Below are 17602 nucleotides of genomic sequence, written 5' to 3'. Positions count from 1 at the left end.
AACCGTTTGGTAACCTCCTCCGCAGGAGAAAGTTGCACCAGCTACTCCGGTGCAAGAAAATAACAAATCCGTACCATCCATTGGCAGTCATTCTAAAACCGGAAGAGGAGAATCCTATGCAAGACGAAGAAAAACTCAAGTTTTTGAAAATCGCTCTTTACGTTATCGGCGGCGTTTTTGTCGTGGGGGTTCCGTTGCTGATGATGTGGCTGTGGCCGTCGGGCTGGAGCTGGACGCCACCCCAGCCCGAATACGAACACATGATCATGGGCGTTTACGCGACGCTGGGCGTGTTTTTGATTAAAGCTGCGTCCGATCCTCTGGCCAACCGCAGCCTGATCGGGTTTACGGTCTGGTCGAGCATCGTGCACGGCGGCATCATGCTGATTCACGCGCTGATGGACGAGACGGACCGGGCGAATCTCGTGGGCGACGTGCCGGGGTTGTTTCTGATAGCGTTTGTTCTGTGGTATCTGATGCCCAAAAAAGTGCCGGCATAAGTTAGTAGGTCTGGTTGCGCATCGTTCGTAACCCGGCATTGAATGGGCTTCGTGTCGGGTTGGCTATCGCCGACCGCAACCTACAACAATCGAACACTCGGTCTATGCATCATGGGCGATCAATATTCGCTTTTACCCTGCCTGTTTTGAGGATCATTGCCGACTTTAAGGCTGGGGCGGAAAAACGATCAACGCCAGGCCTGAATCGGCACCGCCGTCACGCTGTTTTTCGGCGAGCCTTTCAGGACCCGGTCGCTGTACACCAGATACACCAGCGCGTTGTGCGCTTTATCGTAGAACCGGACGACCTGCATCGATTTGAATATCAAGGACGTGCGTTTTTTAAAGACGTTGTCGCCGTCGCTTTTGCCGGACTTGATCTTGTCCGAAAGCGTGACCGCTCCGGTTTGATAACAGGCCAACGACGCATCGGAAGTGTCTTCGGCCACGCCGACCGCTCCCGAGATACCGCCGGTTACGGCGCGGCTGATGTAGCAGGTGATTCCGGCCACATCCGGATCGTCGAAATACTCGATGACGATTTTGCTGTCGGGGCCGAGCCATTTGAATTCGGTATCGACGGAGCCGACCTTTTCGGCCAGGGCGGGAGCACTGAAGCACAGGAACAAAAGACAGGGAATGAAATTGTTTTTCATTGGAAAACCTAATGAGTTGAAACAGAGACGGTCCATTATATAAGGCCAGCCGGTAAAAATGTCAGGCATTTTTAGAGCGGTTAACCGTTAGGACAAGGCCGGGCTTTACCTGTTTGTTCGCAGTCAGCCAAAGTATTCCGGGCGAGATGCCTTAAAGGGCATGAATCAGGCTGATTACCGTAAATCAAGAGAGCAACAACCATGAAAAAACTCCAATTCTGCGTCGAGAAAGAACTGCAACACACCGGCATCTGCGACGCCTCCGGGGCCGTCGCTGTCGATGAACGGCATTTCGTTGTGGCCAACGACGAGGACAACATCCTGAAAGTCTACCGTTCGGATTTATCGGGAGAGCCGGTTTTCGGGATATCCGGCCGGGATCTCAACGATTGTTTCGACAACAACCCCAAAAAGAAAGAAGTCGATATCGAAGGGGCGTCTCAAATTGGCGGAGTGATCTACTGGATTACTTCGCACGGAAGAAATAAAAAAGGCGAATCGAGGCCGGAACGGCATCAGTTTTTTGCCAATAAGCTCACTCGTGACAATGACGCGAAATGCTTCAAGCAGGTAGGACATGCCTATACCCGGCTGGTCGAGGACATGCTGGAAGATCCGCGGCTTGAGCCCTATCGGCTTGCTGCCGCGGAAAAATTGCCTCCCAAGGAACAGGGAGGATTGAACATCGAAGGATTGACCGCAACGCCCGATCAAAAACTATTGATCGGTTTTCGAAATCCCATTCCCGAAGGCAAAGCCCTGCTTTTGCTGCTGACCAATCCGAAAGAATTGGTCGAGAAGAAAAACGCCCGCGCCGTGTTCGGCGAGCCGATCGAACTGGATTTAAACGGCCTCGGCATCCGGAGCATTGAGTATTGGAAGAAGCAAAATCGCTTTCTCCTGATTGCCGGCGCTTACGACGGAAGCGGTCATTTTTCTCTTTATCAATGGTCCGGGCGGAAAAACGACTCTCCGGAGCTCATTGAAATAGCCGGATGGCCGTCGGATTTTCGTCCGGAAAGCGTTTTGTTTTATCCGGAGCGGGACAGCCGGTTTCAACTTCTCAGCGACGACGGGACGATTGAGAGAATGAAAGGCATCCCCTGCAAGGACATTAAAGATAAAGACCATCCTCAGAAATATTTCAGGAGCCTGTGGATTCGAGCGGATGAAGTTTAGCCTTTTCGCTTGAAAAACGGATTCGGTTTTTCGGTGAAACGATTCGTTGCCGTTTATAAAATACGCCGATCCTCGATCCGGGCGCGCAGGATCCTTTGATACGATCGGTTGATCGGAAACTGCCACAGCAACGGAAACGCCAGCAACATGATCAATCCCGGCAGCCAGCCGTAAATGAACAGCAGCGCCGTGATCGATTCCGGGCTATGCCTTGTTTCGGCAGGCAGAAAGCCGAACAGGGCCGGCAAGCCGGTGCCCATCATCACGCCCAGCGCCAGGGCCAGTTTGATGGCCATGCCCCACAAGGCGAAAAACAGCCCCGTCCGTTGCCGGCCGCTCTCCAGCGTGTCCTGGTCGACGACGTCGGCGGCGATCGAATTCGACAGGAAAAATATCGCGGCCAGGCCGCTGCCGCGCAGCACGATGAAAAGGCTATACCAAAGCCTATCGCCGGCTCCGAGCAAGGGGAACGGCAGGCTCCAGAAACCGATCGAAAGCGCGGCGATCGTTACCGCCCGGTGCTTGCCGATGCGGTCGGAAAGGCGAACCCACAGCGGCATCGCGGACAGCGAAGCGAGCGTTTCTCCCAACAGCAGCGGCGCGAACCATTCGGGCCGTCCGAATACATGAGTCAGCACCAGTTTGTGCAGCGTCACCTGAATCATCAATGCCGAACCGAATAATACAATCGCCCCGACGGTTCTGAGGAAGGCCCGATTTTTGAACAGCAGAGTCAGGGAAGACCAGCCCATCACCACTGGCCCGGTCAGTTTATCGGCCGTCCTTTCCGGTACCTTGACCAGCGTGATTGCGGTCAGAACGGGAAGGCCGACGAGCGCCATCAGCGCGAGCGCCCGCAGTTGCTCGCGGTCGCCGTGAAGGTGGGTCTTTTCCATAACCATCAATAGGACCAGAAATAGAATCTGGCCTGTCGTTTTGAACCCCTCGCGCCAGGCCGTGACTCGGGAGCGTTCGGCATAGTCGGTCGACAGCTCCGCGCCCCAGGATTTATAGGGCAGATCGAACATCGAATAGCCGATCGACAAAAGGCAGGCCCAGATCATCAGGTAAGGGAGCGATACGTTATCTCCGGGTATCAGCAGCCTCCAGGTCGCCAGCAGAATGAGCGGCGTGCCGGCGGCCAGCCACGGCTTGCGCCGTCCCCAGCGCGTCGGCAAACGGTCGCTGGCGAAGCCGATGAGTGGGTCCGCAATCAGATCGACAATTCGGGAAACGGCAATCATCGCGCCGACGCCGGCCAAAGGCAGTCCCAACTCTCCGGCATAAAACGCCGGGATAAAAAGCGCCATCGGCAGGGTCATGACCGCATCGGTCAAATGGGGTAGGGCGTACAGGATCATCGTTTTTCTGGTTAAACGAGAGTCCGTGACGGCAGTACTGAAGTCTGGATCGGTCATAGCATCGTTCCGGGCTTGAGAGCGGGTCTGTTCGCCGGCGATTCCGGCACGGCCCGGAGTGTATTCGAAACCAGCCAAGCCGAAGAAAACTCATCCTGGAAGTCGGGCCGCCCGCAGGGAGAGCCGACCCGGTAGCCGATAGACATCGGTGTCGGTTGAAAAATTCGCCCTGAAGACGGCAATCTCCAGGGCGAGTTGTTCCGTCAGCCTTTCAAGGCTTTCAGCACGGCCTGCAGCATGACGTTGGCGTCGCCGAACAGCATGCGCGTGTTTTCCAGCACGAACAAAGGATTGCCGACGCCGGCGTAACCCGAGGCCATGCTCCGCTTCATCGCGACGGTGGTGCCGCCTTTCCAGCATTCCAGAACCGGCATGCCGGCGATTGGGCTGTTGGGATCGTCCAGCGCCGACGGGTTGACGATGTCGTTGGCGCCGATCACCATGGTGACGTCGACGTGAGGGAAATCCTCGTTGATTTCGTCCATTTCGAAAACGATGTCGTACGGCACCTTGGCTTCGGCCAGCAGCACGTTCATATGTCCCGGCATGCGCCCGGCCACCGGGTGGATGCCGAACCGCACCTTTTTGCCTTTTTCCCGCAGCAGCTTGGTGATTTCGTTGACGGTATGTTGAGCCTGAGCCACCGCCATGCCGTAGCCGGGAATGATCATGATGTTTTTCGACGCCAGCAGCAGTTGCGCGGTTTCTTCCGCGTCGATCGGGGTGACTTCTCCTTCGACCACGGCCGCCTCGCCGCCCGTGCCGGTGCCGAAGCCGCCGGCGATGACGCTGATGAAATTGCGGTTCATCGCCCGGCACATGATGTAGCTCAGAATCGCCCCGCTGCTGCCGACCAGCGCGCCGGTGACGATCAGCAGATCGTTACTGAGCATGAAGCCGGTGGCCGCGGCCGCCCATCCGGAATAGCTGTTCAGCATTGAGACGACGACCGGCATGTCGGCGCCGCCGATGGCCATGACCATGTGCACGCCGAAAGCCAGGGCAATGGCGGTCATGATCAGCAAGGGCAGGGTGCCGCCGCCGGTTTCGGCCTGCTGCAGAAACAGCCGGCCCAGGAAGATGACCGCGATCAGCAGGCCCAGATTCAGCCAGTGACGGGCCGGCAACAGCACCGGCTTGCCGTCGATCTTGCCGCTGAGCTTGCCGAAGGCGATGACCGATCCGGAAAAGGTGACAGCGCCGATCAGGATGCCGACGTAAATTTCGGTTTCGTGGATCGTTTTTTCAACGCCGGACAAGGGGCTGGACGTGTCCATGAAATTGGCGAAACCGACCAGAACCGCGGCCATGCCGACCAGGCTGTGCATGATCGCGACCAGCTCGGGCATTTGCGTCATTTCCACTTTGATCGCGGCCCTGGCTCCGATGGCGCCGCCGATGAGCAGAGCGACGAGCAGAATGGTGTAGGAAGTGACCGCCGGGCTCAACACGGTGGCCAGAATGGCGATGCTCATTCCCAGCATGCCGTAATAATTGCCCCTGCGGGCGGTTTCCTGGTTGCTTAATCCACTCAGGCTCAAAATGAACAGAACGGTAGCGGCAATGTAGGACATTGTGACTAAACTTTGCGACATCATTTTCTCCCTGATTATTTTCTGAACATTTCAAGCATGCGGCGAGTGACGAGAAAGCCGCCGGCGATGTTGATGGAAGCGATCAGGATGGCCAATCCCGCCAGGATGCTGATTACCGGTCCGGGCGCCGAAACCTGGATCAGGGCGCCGATGACGATGATGCCGCTGATGGCGTTGGTGACGCTCATCAAGGGCGTGTGCAGCGCCGGAGTGACGTTCCAGATGACCTGATAGCCGACGAAGCAGGCCAGAACGAAGACGGTAAAATGAGACATGAACGAGGTGGGAGCCACCGAGCCGATGCCGAACAGGGCAAGCGCACCGAGGGCCAACGGGATGAACGGTTTGACGGTTGCCGGAACGATGGATTTCGAGGGCTCGGCAGCAACGCCTTTGACCGCCGGCGCTTCGGTTTGAGGCGCGGGCGCGGCGGACAGTTTGGGCGGAGGCGGCGGCCAGGTGATTTTGCCGTCGTGGATGACGGTGGCGCCGCGAATGACTTCGTCGTCCATGTTGACGTGGATGATGCCGTTCTTTTCGGGGCAGAGTTCGGTCAGCAGGTGCCGGAGGTTGGTCGCGTAAAGCTGGCTGGACTGATTGGCCAGACGGCTGGGCAGATTGGTGTAGCCGATGAGGGTGACCCCATGTTTGACGACGACTTTGTTTTTTTCGGTCAAGGCGCAGTTGCCGCCCTGTTCGGCCGCCAGATCGACGATGACGCTGCCCGGTTTCATCGATTCCACCATGCCTTTGGTGATCAATTGCGGGGCGGGTTTGCCGGGAATCAGCGCGGTCGTGACGATGATGTCCACTTCCATCGCCTGACGGGCGAAAAGAGCCATTTCCGCCTCGATGAACTCCTTGGACATGGTTTTGGCGTAGCCGCCGGCGCCGCTGCCGTCTTCCTCGAAATCCAGCATCAGGAATTCGGCGTCCATGCTTTCGATCTGTTCTTTCACTTCGGGACGGGTATCGAAAGCCCGGACGATCGCGCCCATGCCCTTGGCGGCTCCGATCGCCGCGAGACCCGCGACGCCGGCGCCGATCACCAGCACTTTGGCGGGAGGAATCTTGCCGGCCGCGGTAATCTGTCCGGTAAAAAAGCGGCCGAAGTGCTGGGCGGCTTCGATCACGGCCCGGTATCCGGCGATATTGGCCATGGAACTCAAGGCGTCCATTTTTTGGGCCCTGGACATCCGGGGCACGCTGTCCATCGCCAGCACCGTGGCTTGTTTTGCGGCCAGTTTCTGCATCAGTGCTTCGTTTTGCGCCGGCCAGATAAAACTGATCAGACGGCCGCCGTAGGGCAGAAGCTCGGCTTCATCGATGCCTAATTCGGGATGAACTTCCGGCGCGCGAACTTTCATGACGATATCGGATTCGGTCCATACCGTTTTTGCATCCTTGACGATTTCAGCGCCCGCTTCCTGATAAGCTTCGTCGGAGATGTCGGCCGCGGCGCCGGCGCCTGCTTCGACCGCCACGGTAAAACCCAGCTTAATCAGTTGTTCGGTGGCTTCCGGGGTCGTGGCTACGCGTTTTTCACCTGGATGGATTTCTTTGGGTACACCAATCTTCATAGAGTCTCCTCTGCAGTTATGTGGATTTTACTTATTAGGCGGGCTGCTACGGGTAGGATAGAGGATAAGCTGGGGCTTTTCAATCGAAAAGGGCCAAGTGGCAGGGACCTCCGACAAGGTCAACCCGATGAAAACAGTCGTTGAAAGAAGATGGACAGGAATGGATCCCAAGACGTGCCGGCAGAAATTCAGAAACTTTATGGAAAGCTGCTCATAAGAAAGGTGATTCGTCTGAACTCTGCCGGACCGAAGTGCTCTGTTAATGAATAAACAAGACTTTGTCGGCCTATTTTCCGGATCGACGGGTAATGTCCTCAAACTTGGCAGTTTTTTAGTAATTGTGTGTAAAATTGGTTGCGATTTCGGTGAGATTACTGCTGAAGGAAAGGATCGAAAGCCGGTAGTTTAAAAGAGCTGGAAACTACCCGTTAGTTTATTATACAATGCTCGGTTATTTAAATGCTTGATAGGTGCGGTTTATGCAAATAATACAGGAAGCGCTCACATTCGACGACGTTTTATTGGTGCCCGCGCACTCATCCGTACTGCCACGCGACGTGGAACTGAAGACGCGGTTAACGCGGGACATCACTCTTAACATTCCCCTGGTTTCGGCCGCGATGGACACCGTGACCGAAGCGCGCCTGGCCATTGCCATGGCTCAGGAAGGCGGCATCGGCATCATTCACAAGAACATGACGGCCGAGCAGCAGGCGCGGGAAGTTCATCACGTGAAGAAATACGAGAGCGGCGTCATCAAGGATCCGATCATCGTGGGCCCGGACGTCAGCATCCGCGACGTCATCAAACTGACCCGCTCGAAGAATATTTCCGGCGTCCCCGTGGTGGACGGCGACGAACTGGTCGGGATCGTGACCAGCCGGGATTTGCGGTTTGAAACCTGCTTTGACGAGCCCGTATCGAAAGTGATGACTCCGAAGGAGCGTCTGGTTACGGTAAGCGAAAATGCCGATCGCAAGGAAGTGATTGCGCTGCTGCATAAACACCGCATCGAAAAAGTCCTGGTGGTCAACGGCAATTTTCATTTGCGCGGCATGATCACCGTCAAGGACATCCAGAAAGCCAAGGATTATCCGCAGGCCTGCAAGGACGAACAGGAGCGGCTGCGCGTAGGCGCCGCCGTAGGAACAAGCTACGGTACCGAAGAGCGGGTGGAGGCTCTGGTGGCGGCCGGCGTCGACGTGATCATCGTCGATACCGCCCACGGCCATTCGCAAGGGGTTCTGGACCGGGTGCGCTGGATTAAAAAGCATTATCCCGCCGTGCAGGTCGTCGGCGGCAACATCGCAACCGCCGATGCGGCGCTGGCTTTGGTCGAAGCGGGCGCCGACGGCGTCAAGGTCGGCATCGGCCCCGGCTCCATCTGCACCACGCGCATCGTCGCCGGCGTCGGCGTGCCGCAGATCACCGCGGTTAGCAATGTCGCCACGGCGTTGAAAGGCACGGGAGTACCGCTGATTTCCGACGGCGGCATCCGCTATTCCGGCGACGTTGCCAAGGCGCTGGCGGCGGGTGCTTATTCGGTGATGATGGGTGGGCTGTTTGCCGGTACCGAAGAAGCGCCCGGAGAGACGGAACTGTTCCAGGGTCGTTCCTATAAGTCCTATCGGGGCATGGGCTCGCTGGGCGCGATGTCGCAGCAGCAAGGCTCCAGTGACCGTTATTTTCAGGAAGATGCCGATTCGGCCGAAAAGCTGGTGCCGGAAGGCATCGAAGGGCGGGTGCCATACAAAGGCAGCCTGCTGGCCGTGATTCATCAATTGCTGGGCGGCATTCGCGCCAGCATGGGCTATACGGGCAGCCAGACGATCGCGGCGCTTCATGAAAAGGCCCAGTTCGTGCGCGTCACCAGCGCGGGCATGAGGGAAAGCCACGTGCATGACGTGACCATTACCAAGGAAGCGCCGAACTACCGTCTGGATTGACAGCCGCGGCGCGGTTGAGGCTCCGGGAAGAGCTTCCCGAAGAAACGACAACGCCGCTGTTCCGGCGGACGCAAACAAAGGGCTCCCACCGAGCCCTTTGTTTTTTATAGATCACAACCATCGAGCTTTGTCGACATGCAGCAACAATCCATCAATATTCATAGCGACCGGATTCTTATTCTGGACTTCGGTTCGCAATATACGCAACTGATCGCCCGACGCATTCGGGAAATCGGCGTTTATTGCGAAATTTTCTCGTGCGAGGACAGCGCCGAAGACATCATCAAATTTGCTCCCAAGGGCATCATTTTATCGGGCGGGCCGGAAACCGTAACCAGCGCCGAGACGCCCAGAGCTCCTCAGGCTGTTTTTGAAGCCGGCGTGCCCGTGCTCGGCATTTGCTACGGCCTGCAAACCATGGCCGAACAATTGGGCGGCAAGGTCGAATCGTCCGATCACCGGGAGTTCGGTTACGCCCAGATCCGTGCGCGCGGCCATTCGAAACTGCTGGCCGACATCGAAGACCATGTATCCCGGGAAGGCTACGGTCTTCTGGACGTCTGGATGAGCCACGGCGACCGCGTCGTGACGCTGCCGGAAGGATTCAAGCTGATCGCCAGTTCCGACGGCGCGCCGATTGCCGGCATTGCGCACGAAGAGAAAGGTTTCTACGGCCTGCAGTTTCATCCCGAAGTGACGCATACGAAGCAGGGCGGCCGGATTCTGGCCCGCTTCGTTCTGGACATCTGCGGCTGCGATGCCTTATGGAATCCCGGCAACATCGTCGAAGACAGCATCCATGCGGTCCGGGCCAAAGTCGGCAGCGACCGGGTGGTGCTGGGACTGTCCGGCGGCGTGGATTCGTCCGTGGTGGCCGCGCTGCTGCATAAGGCGATCGGCGATCAGTTGACCTGCGTCTTTGTCGATACGGGGCTGCTGCGTCTTAACGAAGGCGACCAGGTCATGGCCATGTTCGCCGAGCACATGGGGATCAAGGTCATCCGGGTCAATGCCGAATCGCGTTATCTCGAAGCGTTGAAGGGCGTGGCCGATCCCGAACGGAAACGCAAGATCATCGGCAGCCTGTTTGTCGAGATATTCGATGAGGAGGCGGCGAAACTGACCGATGCCCTTTGGCTGGCCCAGGGCACGATCTATCCGGATGTGATCGAGTCGGCCGGCGCCAAGAGCGGCAAGGCACATTTGATCAAATCGCATCACAACGTCGGCGGGCTGCCGGACAACATGACGCTGAAACTGGTCGAGCCGCTGCGCGAGCTGTTCAAGGACGAAGTCCGGAAGCTCGGACTGGAATTGGGCCTGCCGGCCGATATGATTTATCGTCATCCGTTTCCGGGGCCGGGACTGGGAGTCCGGATTCTCGGCGAAGTTCGAAAGGAATATGCGGATCTGTTGCGCCAGGCCGACGCCATTTTCATCGAGGAGCTGTACCGGCACGAGCTTTATCAGAAAGTCAGTCAGGCTTTCGCGGTGTTTCTACCGGTCAAATCGGTGGGCGTCATGGGCGACGGCAGGCGCTATGACTATGTCGTCGCGCTGAGGGCGGTCGAAACCATCGATTTCATGACGGCGCGCTGGGCGCATTTGCCGTATGATTTTCTTGATCTGGTTTCCCGGCGCATCATCAACGAAGTGCCGGGCATCTCCCGGGTGACTTACGATATTTCCGGCAAGCCGCCGGCGACGATTGAATGGGAATAACTCCGGCCGCCGATGAAGCCTGGATGCGCCATGCCATTCGTCTGGCGGAGAGGGCGGAGCAACAGGGAGAGGTTCCGGTCGGGGCGCTCGTGGTTAAAGAGGGTCGGTGCGTCGCCGAGGGCTGGAACAGCTCCATTACGACTTGCGATCCCACGGCCCATGCCGAAATCATGGCGCTGCGCAGCGCCGGATCGTCGATAGGAAATTACCGCTTGGTCGATGCGACTCTGTATGTGACTCTGGAGCCTTGCGTGATGTGTATGGGAGCCATCAGTCACGCGCGCATCAAGCGTCTGGTGTTCGGCGCTTTCGATCCCAAGCGCGGCGCCGTATGCCATGCGCTTAACCTGGTGGAGGCCGATTTTTTGAATCACCGAGTCGGCTGGGAAGGGGGCGTGTTGGAGGCGGAGTGTTCGAGCCTGCTGAAGGATTTTTTCAAGGCGAGGCGTTAACCTCGCTTTAGAGGATCATTAAACCCGAGGGGATTGAAAACGAAGTGAGCCGGCCTCAGGACTCGCGAAACTGTTTGTAGGCATTGATCAAGGCGTTGGTCGAGCAGTCGTGGCTGCTGATTTCGTCGTTGTTTTTCAGTTCCTTCAGGATGACCCGGGCCAGTACTTTACCCAGTTCCACGCCCATCTGGTCGAAAGAGTTGATGTCCCAGATTACGCCTTGAACGAAGATCTTGTGCTCGTAGAACGCGAGCAGGGAACCGAGCGTTTTCGGAGTCAGTTTTTTAAACAGGAAGGAGCTGGACGGCTTGTTGCCCTCGAAGACTTTGGAGGCCACCAGGACCGGGTTCGCTTGTTGTTCGGGCGTCAACTGCATTTTGACTTCGTCGGCGGTGATGCCGTTCATCAGGGCTTCCGGCTGGGCGAGAAAGTTGGAGACCAGGATGTCGTGATGCTCGGGAAGAGGGTAGTGGCTGTTGGCCGCCACCATGAAATCGCAGGGAATCAGTTTGGTGCCCTGATGGATCAATTGAAAAAACGCATGCTGGCCGTTGGTTCCGGGTTGCCCCCAGATGATGGGGCCGGTGCTGTAATCGACGCGCTCGCCTTTCAGCGTGACGCTTTTGCCGTTGCTTTCCATATCGAGCTGCTGCAGATAGTCGGACAAATGGATCATCGACTGATTGTAAGGGATGACCGCATGCGAGTCGGCTTCAAAGAAGTTGTTGTACCAGATGCCGAGCAGCGCCATGACGACCGGAATATTGTACTCGAAAGGCGTATTGCGGAAATGAAGATCGGCTTCGTGAGCGCCCTGCAGCAAGGCTTCGAAATTATCCATGCCGATGGACAGAGCGATCGATAAGCCGACCGCGGACCAGAGCGAATAGCGCCCGCCCACCCAGTCCCAGAATTCGAACATGTTTTCGGTATCGATGCCGAATTCGGCGACGTTGTCGGCGTGAGTCGAAATGGCGACAAAATGTTTGGCGATGGCTTGGGGGTCCTTCGCCCGGTCCAGGAACCAGTTTTTCGCCGATTTGGCGTTCATCATGGTTTCCTGAGTATTGAAAACCTTGGAGGCGATGATGAACAGAGTCGTTTCGGCCGATAAAGGCTGGAGCACCTCCACCAGGTTGGTCTGGTCGATATTGGAGACGAAATGGACTTTCAGAGAGCTGGAGCTGTACGGCGAGAGCGCCGTGGCTACCATTTTCGGTCCCAGGCCCGAGCCGCCGATGCCGATACTGACGATGTCGGTGATGGTTTTGCCCGAATAGCCCTTCCATTCGCCCGACCGAACCGATTCGGAAAAGGTTCGCATCTTAGCCAGCACCCGGTTGATGTCGGGCATGACGTCCCGGCCCTGGAAATAGACCGGATAATTGCTCCGGTTGCGTAAAGCGGTATGCAGAACGGCGCGGTGCTCGGTCGTGTTGATGATCTTGCCGGAAAACATGGCGTTGATTTTGGCGCCGAGCTCGCATTCGTTGACCAGGTCAATCAGCAAACGCAGTGTTTCGTCGGTGATTCGGTTTTTGGAGAAATCAAAAATAATGTCATTGAACTTGAGCGAGAACTTTTTATAGCGATCCTTGTCTTTGGAAAAAGCTTCCCGCATCGAGTGATCGCGGACCTGGTTGAAATGATTTTGTAATGCAGTCCAAGCTTTCGAGGTAGTCAAAGATGACATGTTTTGGGAGCTCCAGTGGCTGATATTTGGCTTAAGTCTACGAAATGGGCACAAGGATGGCAAGAGCGCAATCCGTGCATTAGTAGGTGCTGATTATTTTTCTAGCGGAGACGGCAGTAGTTCATCTATTCCTTTATTTGTCGGTTTTGATGTGCTAGAGTGGGTTTTCTGCTATTGACTATAGTCAATTTAAGGTTATTTTGAATTAGCCCAAGCATGATAGAGCTTTTTATTTATTTTTATAATAATAATTTTATCAAAACTGGAAGGTAATATGAACAAAGTGCAATTATTGACGAAGGGTCTTCTTGGACTGTCCGCCCTGCTTTTTTCCGCGACGCTTTGGGCGCATGGCGGCGCGGCCGGTACCGATACCGACCAATGCAAATTCGAGTTGGAGCCGTCGCACTGGATCCATTACACGGCCTATCAGCCTAAATCGTATCCGGCCGAAGAATTTTGCGGTAGTCTGCCCGGCGCTGCGACTCCGACCCAATTGGTGTTCGATTATCAGGATATGCGCTATAGAAACATGTCAATCGAATTCGAAGTGACCAAAGAGCCGGAAGGCCAGCGCGTGTTTTTCATGCCGGCGCAAAAACACAAATCCGGTACCGTGAACCTGGATTTGCCCAATGGCGTACCCGCGCCCGGCAAGTATCTGATTCATATTACTCTGGTTCCCGATCAAGGCGACCGTCTGGATGCTCACATGAGTTTTACTGCCGGTGCCGGCGAGAAGACCTCGACGACCAGTTATCTGTTGTATCTGTTGTTCGGCTTTGCCGGCCTGTACATGTTGTATTTGTCCAATGCCTCGTTTAAAAACAAAATCGACGGATTGCTGCGTAAAGCCAAAAGCTGAATGAAATGCCCGAGCTGAATGCATGGCGTCAGCTCGGGTTTCTTGCCCGCCGGGCAAGGCTTGGAGTTTATTAGGAAAGAAGGAATGTGCCTGAATGAGGGAGTCTGAAAGCTTGGCTTTTTCTATGTGTTTTAGGGATAAAAATACAGTTTGTGGTTTCTAATTTGCATTATTTGAAATTGCGAACATTCGATTCGCAAGTTCGATTGCTCATAGGTTTTATCGAAATACAGAGGAAAAAATGATGGTGAAGTTATTGTTGGTGGGCGTGCTGATCGCAGGATTTTCCGCTCCGCTGACGGCACAGGAATTGGAAGATCATGACGCGATGCTGATGGATCATGGCGACGGGCACTTGATGGACATGGGGGGCGGCATGGTCATGGGTCAGAATCCGGACAAGCTCCCCGGCGGTTGCGACAGCATATCGGAAACCAAAGAGGTTACGGTTCACGCGGGTCATAAGTACGCCGAAAAATTTCCGGGCCGGATGTTTGCTTTCGATACCCAAGAATTTAATTTCAAGCCGTGCACGAAATTGACCGTTCATTTCGTCAACGAGGACCATATCCGCCATCAGTGGATGATGCACGGCTTGCCCAAATACCTGTATCCGAAAGGCATGTTCCATCTGGAAATTACAGGCCCGGCCAAAATCTCCGGCACGCTGATTCTGCCGCCGGGCGATCAAACCTACCTGGTGCATTGCGATATTGCCCAGCATATGGAAAAAGGCATGAAAGCGCAGCTCAAGGTGGGCAAGGGCGCGGGCGATCTGCCCAGTATTCCCGGCGTGACCGCTTATGTTCTGACCGACGATTATAAAGCCGATTTGAAAACGCTGGCGGCGAAGAAAGTGGAAGAACCGCTGCCCGTAGCGGCTCCGGCACCGTCGGCTCCCGCAGCCCAACCGCCCGCAGCACAGCCTCAGGCACCGGCGCAGGATTCCGGCATTTCCGGAGTTACCGTCATTGGGCTGGCGATCGGCTTGTTGCTGACGCCTTACCTGGCCAGAAAATTCAAGGGCATGAGCGCTTCGGAAGCCGTTGCTTATACATTTGAAATGTTGCGGAATCTGATTGAATTTGCAGTCAAGCAGATTTCACGATTGTTCAAGCGGATATTTTCCAATAAATCCAAGATGCTGCCGGGAAGCTGAATTTTTCCCGCCAATGAAAAAATCCCTTGTCTCTATATTTAAGAGCAAGGGATTTTTTTTGCATAAGCCCTCAAGCTGCCGGTCGGCCTCCAGTTTTTTTTACCGGCCGTAGACCGTATAATGATGGGTTCATGGGTTACGGAATAGCTCCTCTTTTATAAAGACATTATTGTGGTGCATGAGTTCTGGCCTGAAATGGGCGGCCTTTTTATCAGCTCGTTTATATCTTCCACCCTCGCCCCGGGCGGCTCCGAGGCCGTTTTAGCGTATATGGTGTCCGAAAGGTCCCAGCAAGCCGTGTCCCTGGTGCTCATCGCCACGCTGGGGAACACTCTCGGAGCCTTCACTACGTGGGGACTTGGGATCATGGCCGCTAAAAAAGCGCCGCTCCCGTCTTTGTTATCCGAAAAAAATCGGAAAGCGCTGGCAATCGTCAGGAGAAGAGGGGTCTGGGTCCTTTTATTTTCGTGGCTGCCGGTTATCGGCGATGCTTTTTGCTTCGCCGGCGGATGGCTCAGGATGCCGCTCGTCTCGGGCGGTCTGGCTATTTTTCTAGGCAAGCTGGGCAGATATGCGGCGATAGCCTGGCTGCTCGTTTGAGCCGGAAATAAAAAAGCGCCGCTAGAGCGCGATGTTGTTCAATTCTAATAAGATATAACCACCGAGGTCTTCGTGCTACGGCATTTTCCGCAAAAAAATGGTGATTTTTCTCATCGAAAACGCGATTACTTTATCGCGGCATTGACTTTTGTTTGCGTAGCCATCTGTTTGCTGAGCGACGCGAACGGAAGCATCGAAAAACAGAATGTCCTGGGCGTTTGCGCCTGGCTGTTCTTGCTGGGCTTGCTGCTCGGCGAAAACAGGGAAATAAGAATGCAGGTGGCCATTGCCGTCGCTTTCGCGACGATCGGCGAGCATTTCGCCTCTCCTTTCATGGGCGGTTACACTTATCGGTTTCATAATGTCCCGGCTTATGTGCCGCCGGGCCATGGCATGGTGTATTTGACCGCGGTCGCTCTGGCGCGCTCCGGCTTTTTTTTAACGCACGCCAGAGCCATTGCCGCCGTGGTCGTGGTCGTGTGCGGTGCGTGGTCGTTCTGGGGAATCAGCGGCTGGGCGGAACAGGGCGATTCGGTCGGCGCCCTGTTGTTTTGCGTCTTTCTGATTTATCTGTTCAAAGGCCGCTCGCCGATGGTTTATCTGGCGGCTTTTTTCATTACTACCTGGCTGGAGTTGATCGGCACTGCCGTCGGCACCTGGAAATGGGCCGCCATCGATCCCGTACTGAACCTGCCGCAAGGCAATCCACCGAGCGGCGTGGCGGCTTGGTATTGCCTGGTCGATGCCGTTGCCCTGGGCGGCGCGAGGCCTCTGTTGAACGGTATGACCGTCCTCCGGAGCAAACTGAAATGGAGCAAGGCAGGCAAAACGGCATTGGAAGGGGCGGGAAACGATCAGTGAGTCAATGGCTGCTCGTTTATTTCCGTTCGGGAAATACTCGCTTGACTCCGTTCGGATGCAGGTTGGGCCTTCGGGTTGTAAATTGAGAAGATAAACTTTGGAGAATGGTTGTGTGCTCGTCCAAGAAATCACCTTGCGTTTCTCTGCCGGAGCGTTTACCGAATGAGCCGCGCTGAAGGCCTACCGATTTCTCCGGACAGAGTTCTGATCATCGCGATGCGTTATCTGGGCGATGTGTTGCTGACGACGGCGCTGATTCGTTCCATTCGCCGCGCTTATCCGAAGGCCCGACTGGACGTCTTGGTCTACCGCAATACGGTCGCCATGCTGGAAGGGAATCCCGATATCGACAACGTCATCGCCACGCCCAACCGGCCAGAGAGGTCCGATTACCGGAACTTATTCCGGACTTTGTTTCGGCGTTATGACCTGGCTGTCGTTACTCAGACCGGAGACCGCCCGTTTTTGTATGGACTGATCGCGGCGCCGGCGAGAATCGGCGCGGTACCATCACGGCAGTCGGCCGGCTGGTGGAAGCGTTTGTTCATGGCGCGCTGGACCGAATTCGACGACTTCAATACTCATACCGTTCTGCAGCATTTGCGCTTGGCCGAATTGCTGGAGATACCGTGCTGCTTCGAGCTGGTGCCGCCTCAAACGGTAACCGGAAGAAAATTAACTGAAGGTTATGAGTCGATGCGACCGGCCGCGCCCTATGCCGTGCTCCATCCTTATCCGCAGTGGACCTATAAGCGCTGGACGGTCGACGGCTGGGTGGAAATCGGCCGTTATCTGAACAGCCGGGGGCTGACGGTGGTCTTGTCCGGAGGTCCCGCCGACGAGGAGCGCGAGTATGTTTCGGACATTGCCGACCGGCTGCCAACGGGCGCCGTCAATCTGGCGGGCCGGCTTTCTCTGGCGGAACTCGGCGGGCTTATCGCCGGCGCCCGATTGTTTATCGGCCCCGACACCGGCATCACTCATCTGGCCGCTGCGGTCGGCGTCCCGGTCATCGCTTTGTACGGGCCGACCAATCCCGTCAAATGGGCGCCCTGGCCGTACGGTTATCGGCAGCGCAGCAATCCTTTTCGGAAAAAGGGCAGCCAGCGGGTAAACAACATCCGCTTCATTCAGGGCGAAGCCGAATGCGTGCCTTGCCATCAGGAAGGATGCGACCGCCATCGAAACAGCCGAAGCCGTTGCCTGGACAATTTGCCGAGCGAAACGGTCAGGCAGGCAATCGCCGAAATTCTGGCCGTCGCCTGAGGCAACGAAGGATGGCGGCAAGCCGGTCCTGCCTTTTGGAGTCCGCTCTTGTAATAAATTGCCGCAACGAAGGCGGGATTAAGGTTAAAATGTCCGATTGAAGATCATTC

Annotated in this window: 15 protein-coding genes; 10 read left to right on the top strand and 5 right to left on the bottom strand. The window is 56.0% G+C overall.

Annotated features, from left to right (window positions below; genetic code table 11):
* Positions 1-116: 116 nt before the first annotated feature.
* On the top strand, positions 117-500 hold the full coding sequence (locus A3OW_RS0110780; protein WP_020563451.1) for a DUF6632 domain-containing protein: 384 nt from the start codon (positions 117-119) through the stop codon (positions 498-500).
* A 188-nt stretch (positions 501-688) separates the two neighbouring features.
* Here A3OW_RS0110780 and A3OW_RS0110775 read toward each other — a convergent pair whose 3' ends face one another.
* Positions 689-1156, bottom strand: coding sequence for a CreA family protein (locus A3OW_RS0110775; RefSeq protein ID WP_026223494.1), 468 nt, complete (start codon positions 1154-1156; stop codon positions 689-691).
* A 201-nt stretch (positions 1157-1357) separates the two neighbouring features.
* On the opposite strand from A3OW_RS0110775, the gene A3OW_RS0110770 reads away from it, so the two are divergent.
* Positions 1358-2335: a DUF3616 domain-containing protein gene (locus A3OW_RS0110770; RefSeq protein WP_020563449.1), complete on the top strand. Its 978-nt coding sequence runs from the start codon at positions 1358-1360 to the stop codon at positions 2333-2335.
* 53 nt (positions 2336-2388) lie between these two features.
* Here the strand turns inward: A3OW_RS0110770 and A3OW_RS0110765 are convergent, their stop codons facing one another.
* From A3OW_RS0110765 to A3OW_RS0110755, 3 genes are all read right to left on the bottom strand, one after another.
* Positions 2389-3753, bottom strand: a complete 1365-nt coding sequence (locus A3OW_RS0110765) for an MFS transporter (protein ID WP_157385873.1) — start codon at positions 3751-3753, stop codon at positions 2389-2391.
* Positions 3754-3956: 203 nt separating this feature from the next.
* Positions 3957-5348: a Re/Si-specific NAD(P)(+) transhydrogenase subunit beta gene (pntB, locus tag A3OW_RS0110760; protein WP_026223492.1), complete on the bottom strand. Its 1392-nt coding sequence runs from the start codon at positions 5346-5348 to the stop codon at positions 3957-3959.
* Positions 5349-5362: 14 nt separating this feature from the next.
* Positions 5363-6928: a Re/Si-specific NAD(P)(+) transhydrogenase subunit alpha gene (locus A3OW_RS0110755; RefSeq protein ID WP_020563446.1), complete on the bottom strand. Its 1566-nt coding sequence runs from the start codon at positions 6926-6928 to the stop codon at positions 5363-5365.
* A 479-nt stretch (positions 6929-7407) separates the two neighbouring features.
* Here A3OW_RS0110755 and guaB point away from each other — a divergent pair, with 479 nt between their 5' ends.
* From guaB to tadA, 3 genes are all read left to right on the top strand, one after another.
* The gene (gene guaB, locus A3OW_RS0110750; RefSeq protein ID WP_020563445.1) at positions 7408-8874 is read left to right on the top strand and encodes an IMP dehydrogenase; all 1467 of its coding nucleotides are present in this window, start codon (positions 7408-7410) and stop codon (positions 8872-8874) included.
* Between the two features lie 135 nt (positions 8875-9009).
* Positions 9010-10596: a glutamine-hydrolyzing GMP synthase gene (guaA, locus tag A3OW_RS0110745; RefSeq protein WP_020563444.1), complete on the top strand. Its 1587-nt coding sequence runs from the start codon at positions 9010-9012 to the stop codon at positions 10594-10596.
* Positions 10587-11048 (top strand): tRNA adenosine(34) deaminase TadA, encoded by a 462-nt coding sequence (gene tadA / locus A3OW_RS0110740; protein WP_020563443.1) that lies wholly within the window; start codon positions 10587-10589, stop codon positions 11046-11048. The genes guaA and tadA overlap by 10 nt, the downstream gene beginning before the upstream one ends.
* Before the next feature lie 55 nt (positions 11049-11103).
* Here tadA and pgi read toward each other — a convergent pair whose 3' ends face one another.
* On the bottom strand, positions 11104-12741 hold the full coding sequence (gene pgi, locus A3OW_RS0110735) for a glucose-6-phosphate isomerase (protein WP_026223491.1): 1638 nt from the start codon (positions 12739-12741) through the stop codon (positions 11104-11106).
* Between the two features lie 274 nt (positions 12742-13015).
* On the opposite strand from pgi, the gene A3OW_RS0110730 reads away from it, so the two are divergent.
* From A3OW_RS0110730 to rfaQ, 5 genes are all read left to right on the top strand, one after another.
* Positions 13016-13606, top strand: a complete 591-nt coding sequence (locus A3OW_RS0110730) for a hypothetical protein (protein WP_020563441.1) — start codon at positions 13016-13018, stop codon at positions 13604-13606.
* Between the two features lie 244 nt (positions 13607-13850).
* Positions 13851-14765, top strand: a complete 915-nt coding sequence (locus A3OW_RS0110725; protein WP_020563440.1) for a cupredoxin domain-containing protein — start codon at positions 13851-13853, stop codon at positions 14763-14765.
* A 195-nt stretch (positions 14766-14960) separates the two neighbouring features.
* Positions 14961-15365: a YqaA family protein gene (locus A3OW_RS0110720; protein ID WP_020563439.1), complete on the top strand. Its 405-nt coding sequence runs from the start codon at positions 14961-14963 to the stop codon at positions 15363-15365.
* Positions 15366-15437: 72 nt separating this feature from the next.
* Positions 15438-16226 carry a hypothetical protein gene (locus A3OW_RS0110715; protein ID WP_020563438.1) on the top strand — a complete coding sequence of 263 codons (789 nt, stop codon included), beginning with the start codon at positions 15438-15440 and terminating at the stop codon, positions 16224-16226.
* Positions 16227-16388: 162 nt separating this feature from the next.
* Positions 16389-17492 (top strand): putative lipopolysaccharide heptosyltransferase III, encoded by a 1104-nt coding sequence (gene rfaQ, locus A3OW_RS0110710; protein WP_020563437.1) that lies wholly within the window; start codon positions 16389-16391, stop codon positions 17490-17492.
* The last annotated feature ends 110 nt before the right edge of the window (positions 17493-17602 follow it).

The sequence above is a fragment of the Methylosarcina fibrata AML-C10 genome, from assembly GCF_000372865.1.
GTDB classification, from domain to species: domain Bacteria; phylum Pseudomonadota; class Gammaproteobacteria; order Methylococcales; family Methylomonadaceae; genus Methylosarcina; species Methylosarcina fibrata.
This window is presented reverse-complemented; position numbering and strand designations above follow the sequence as displayed.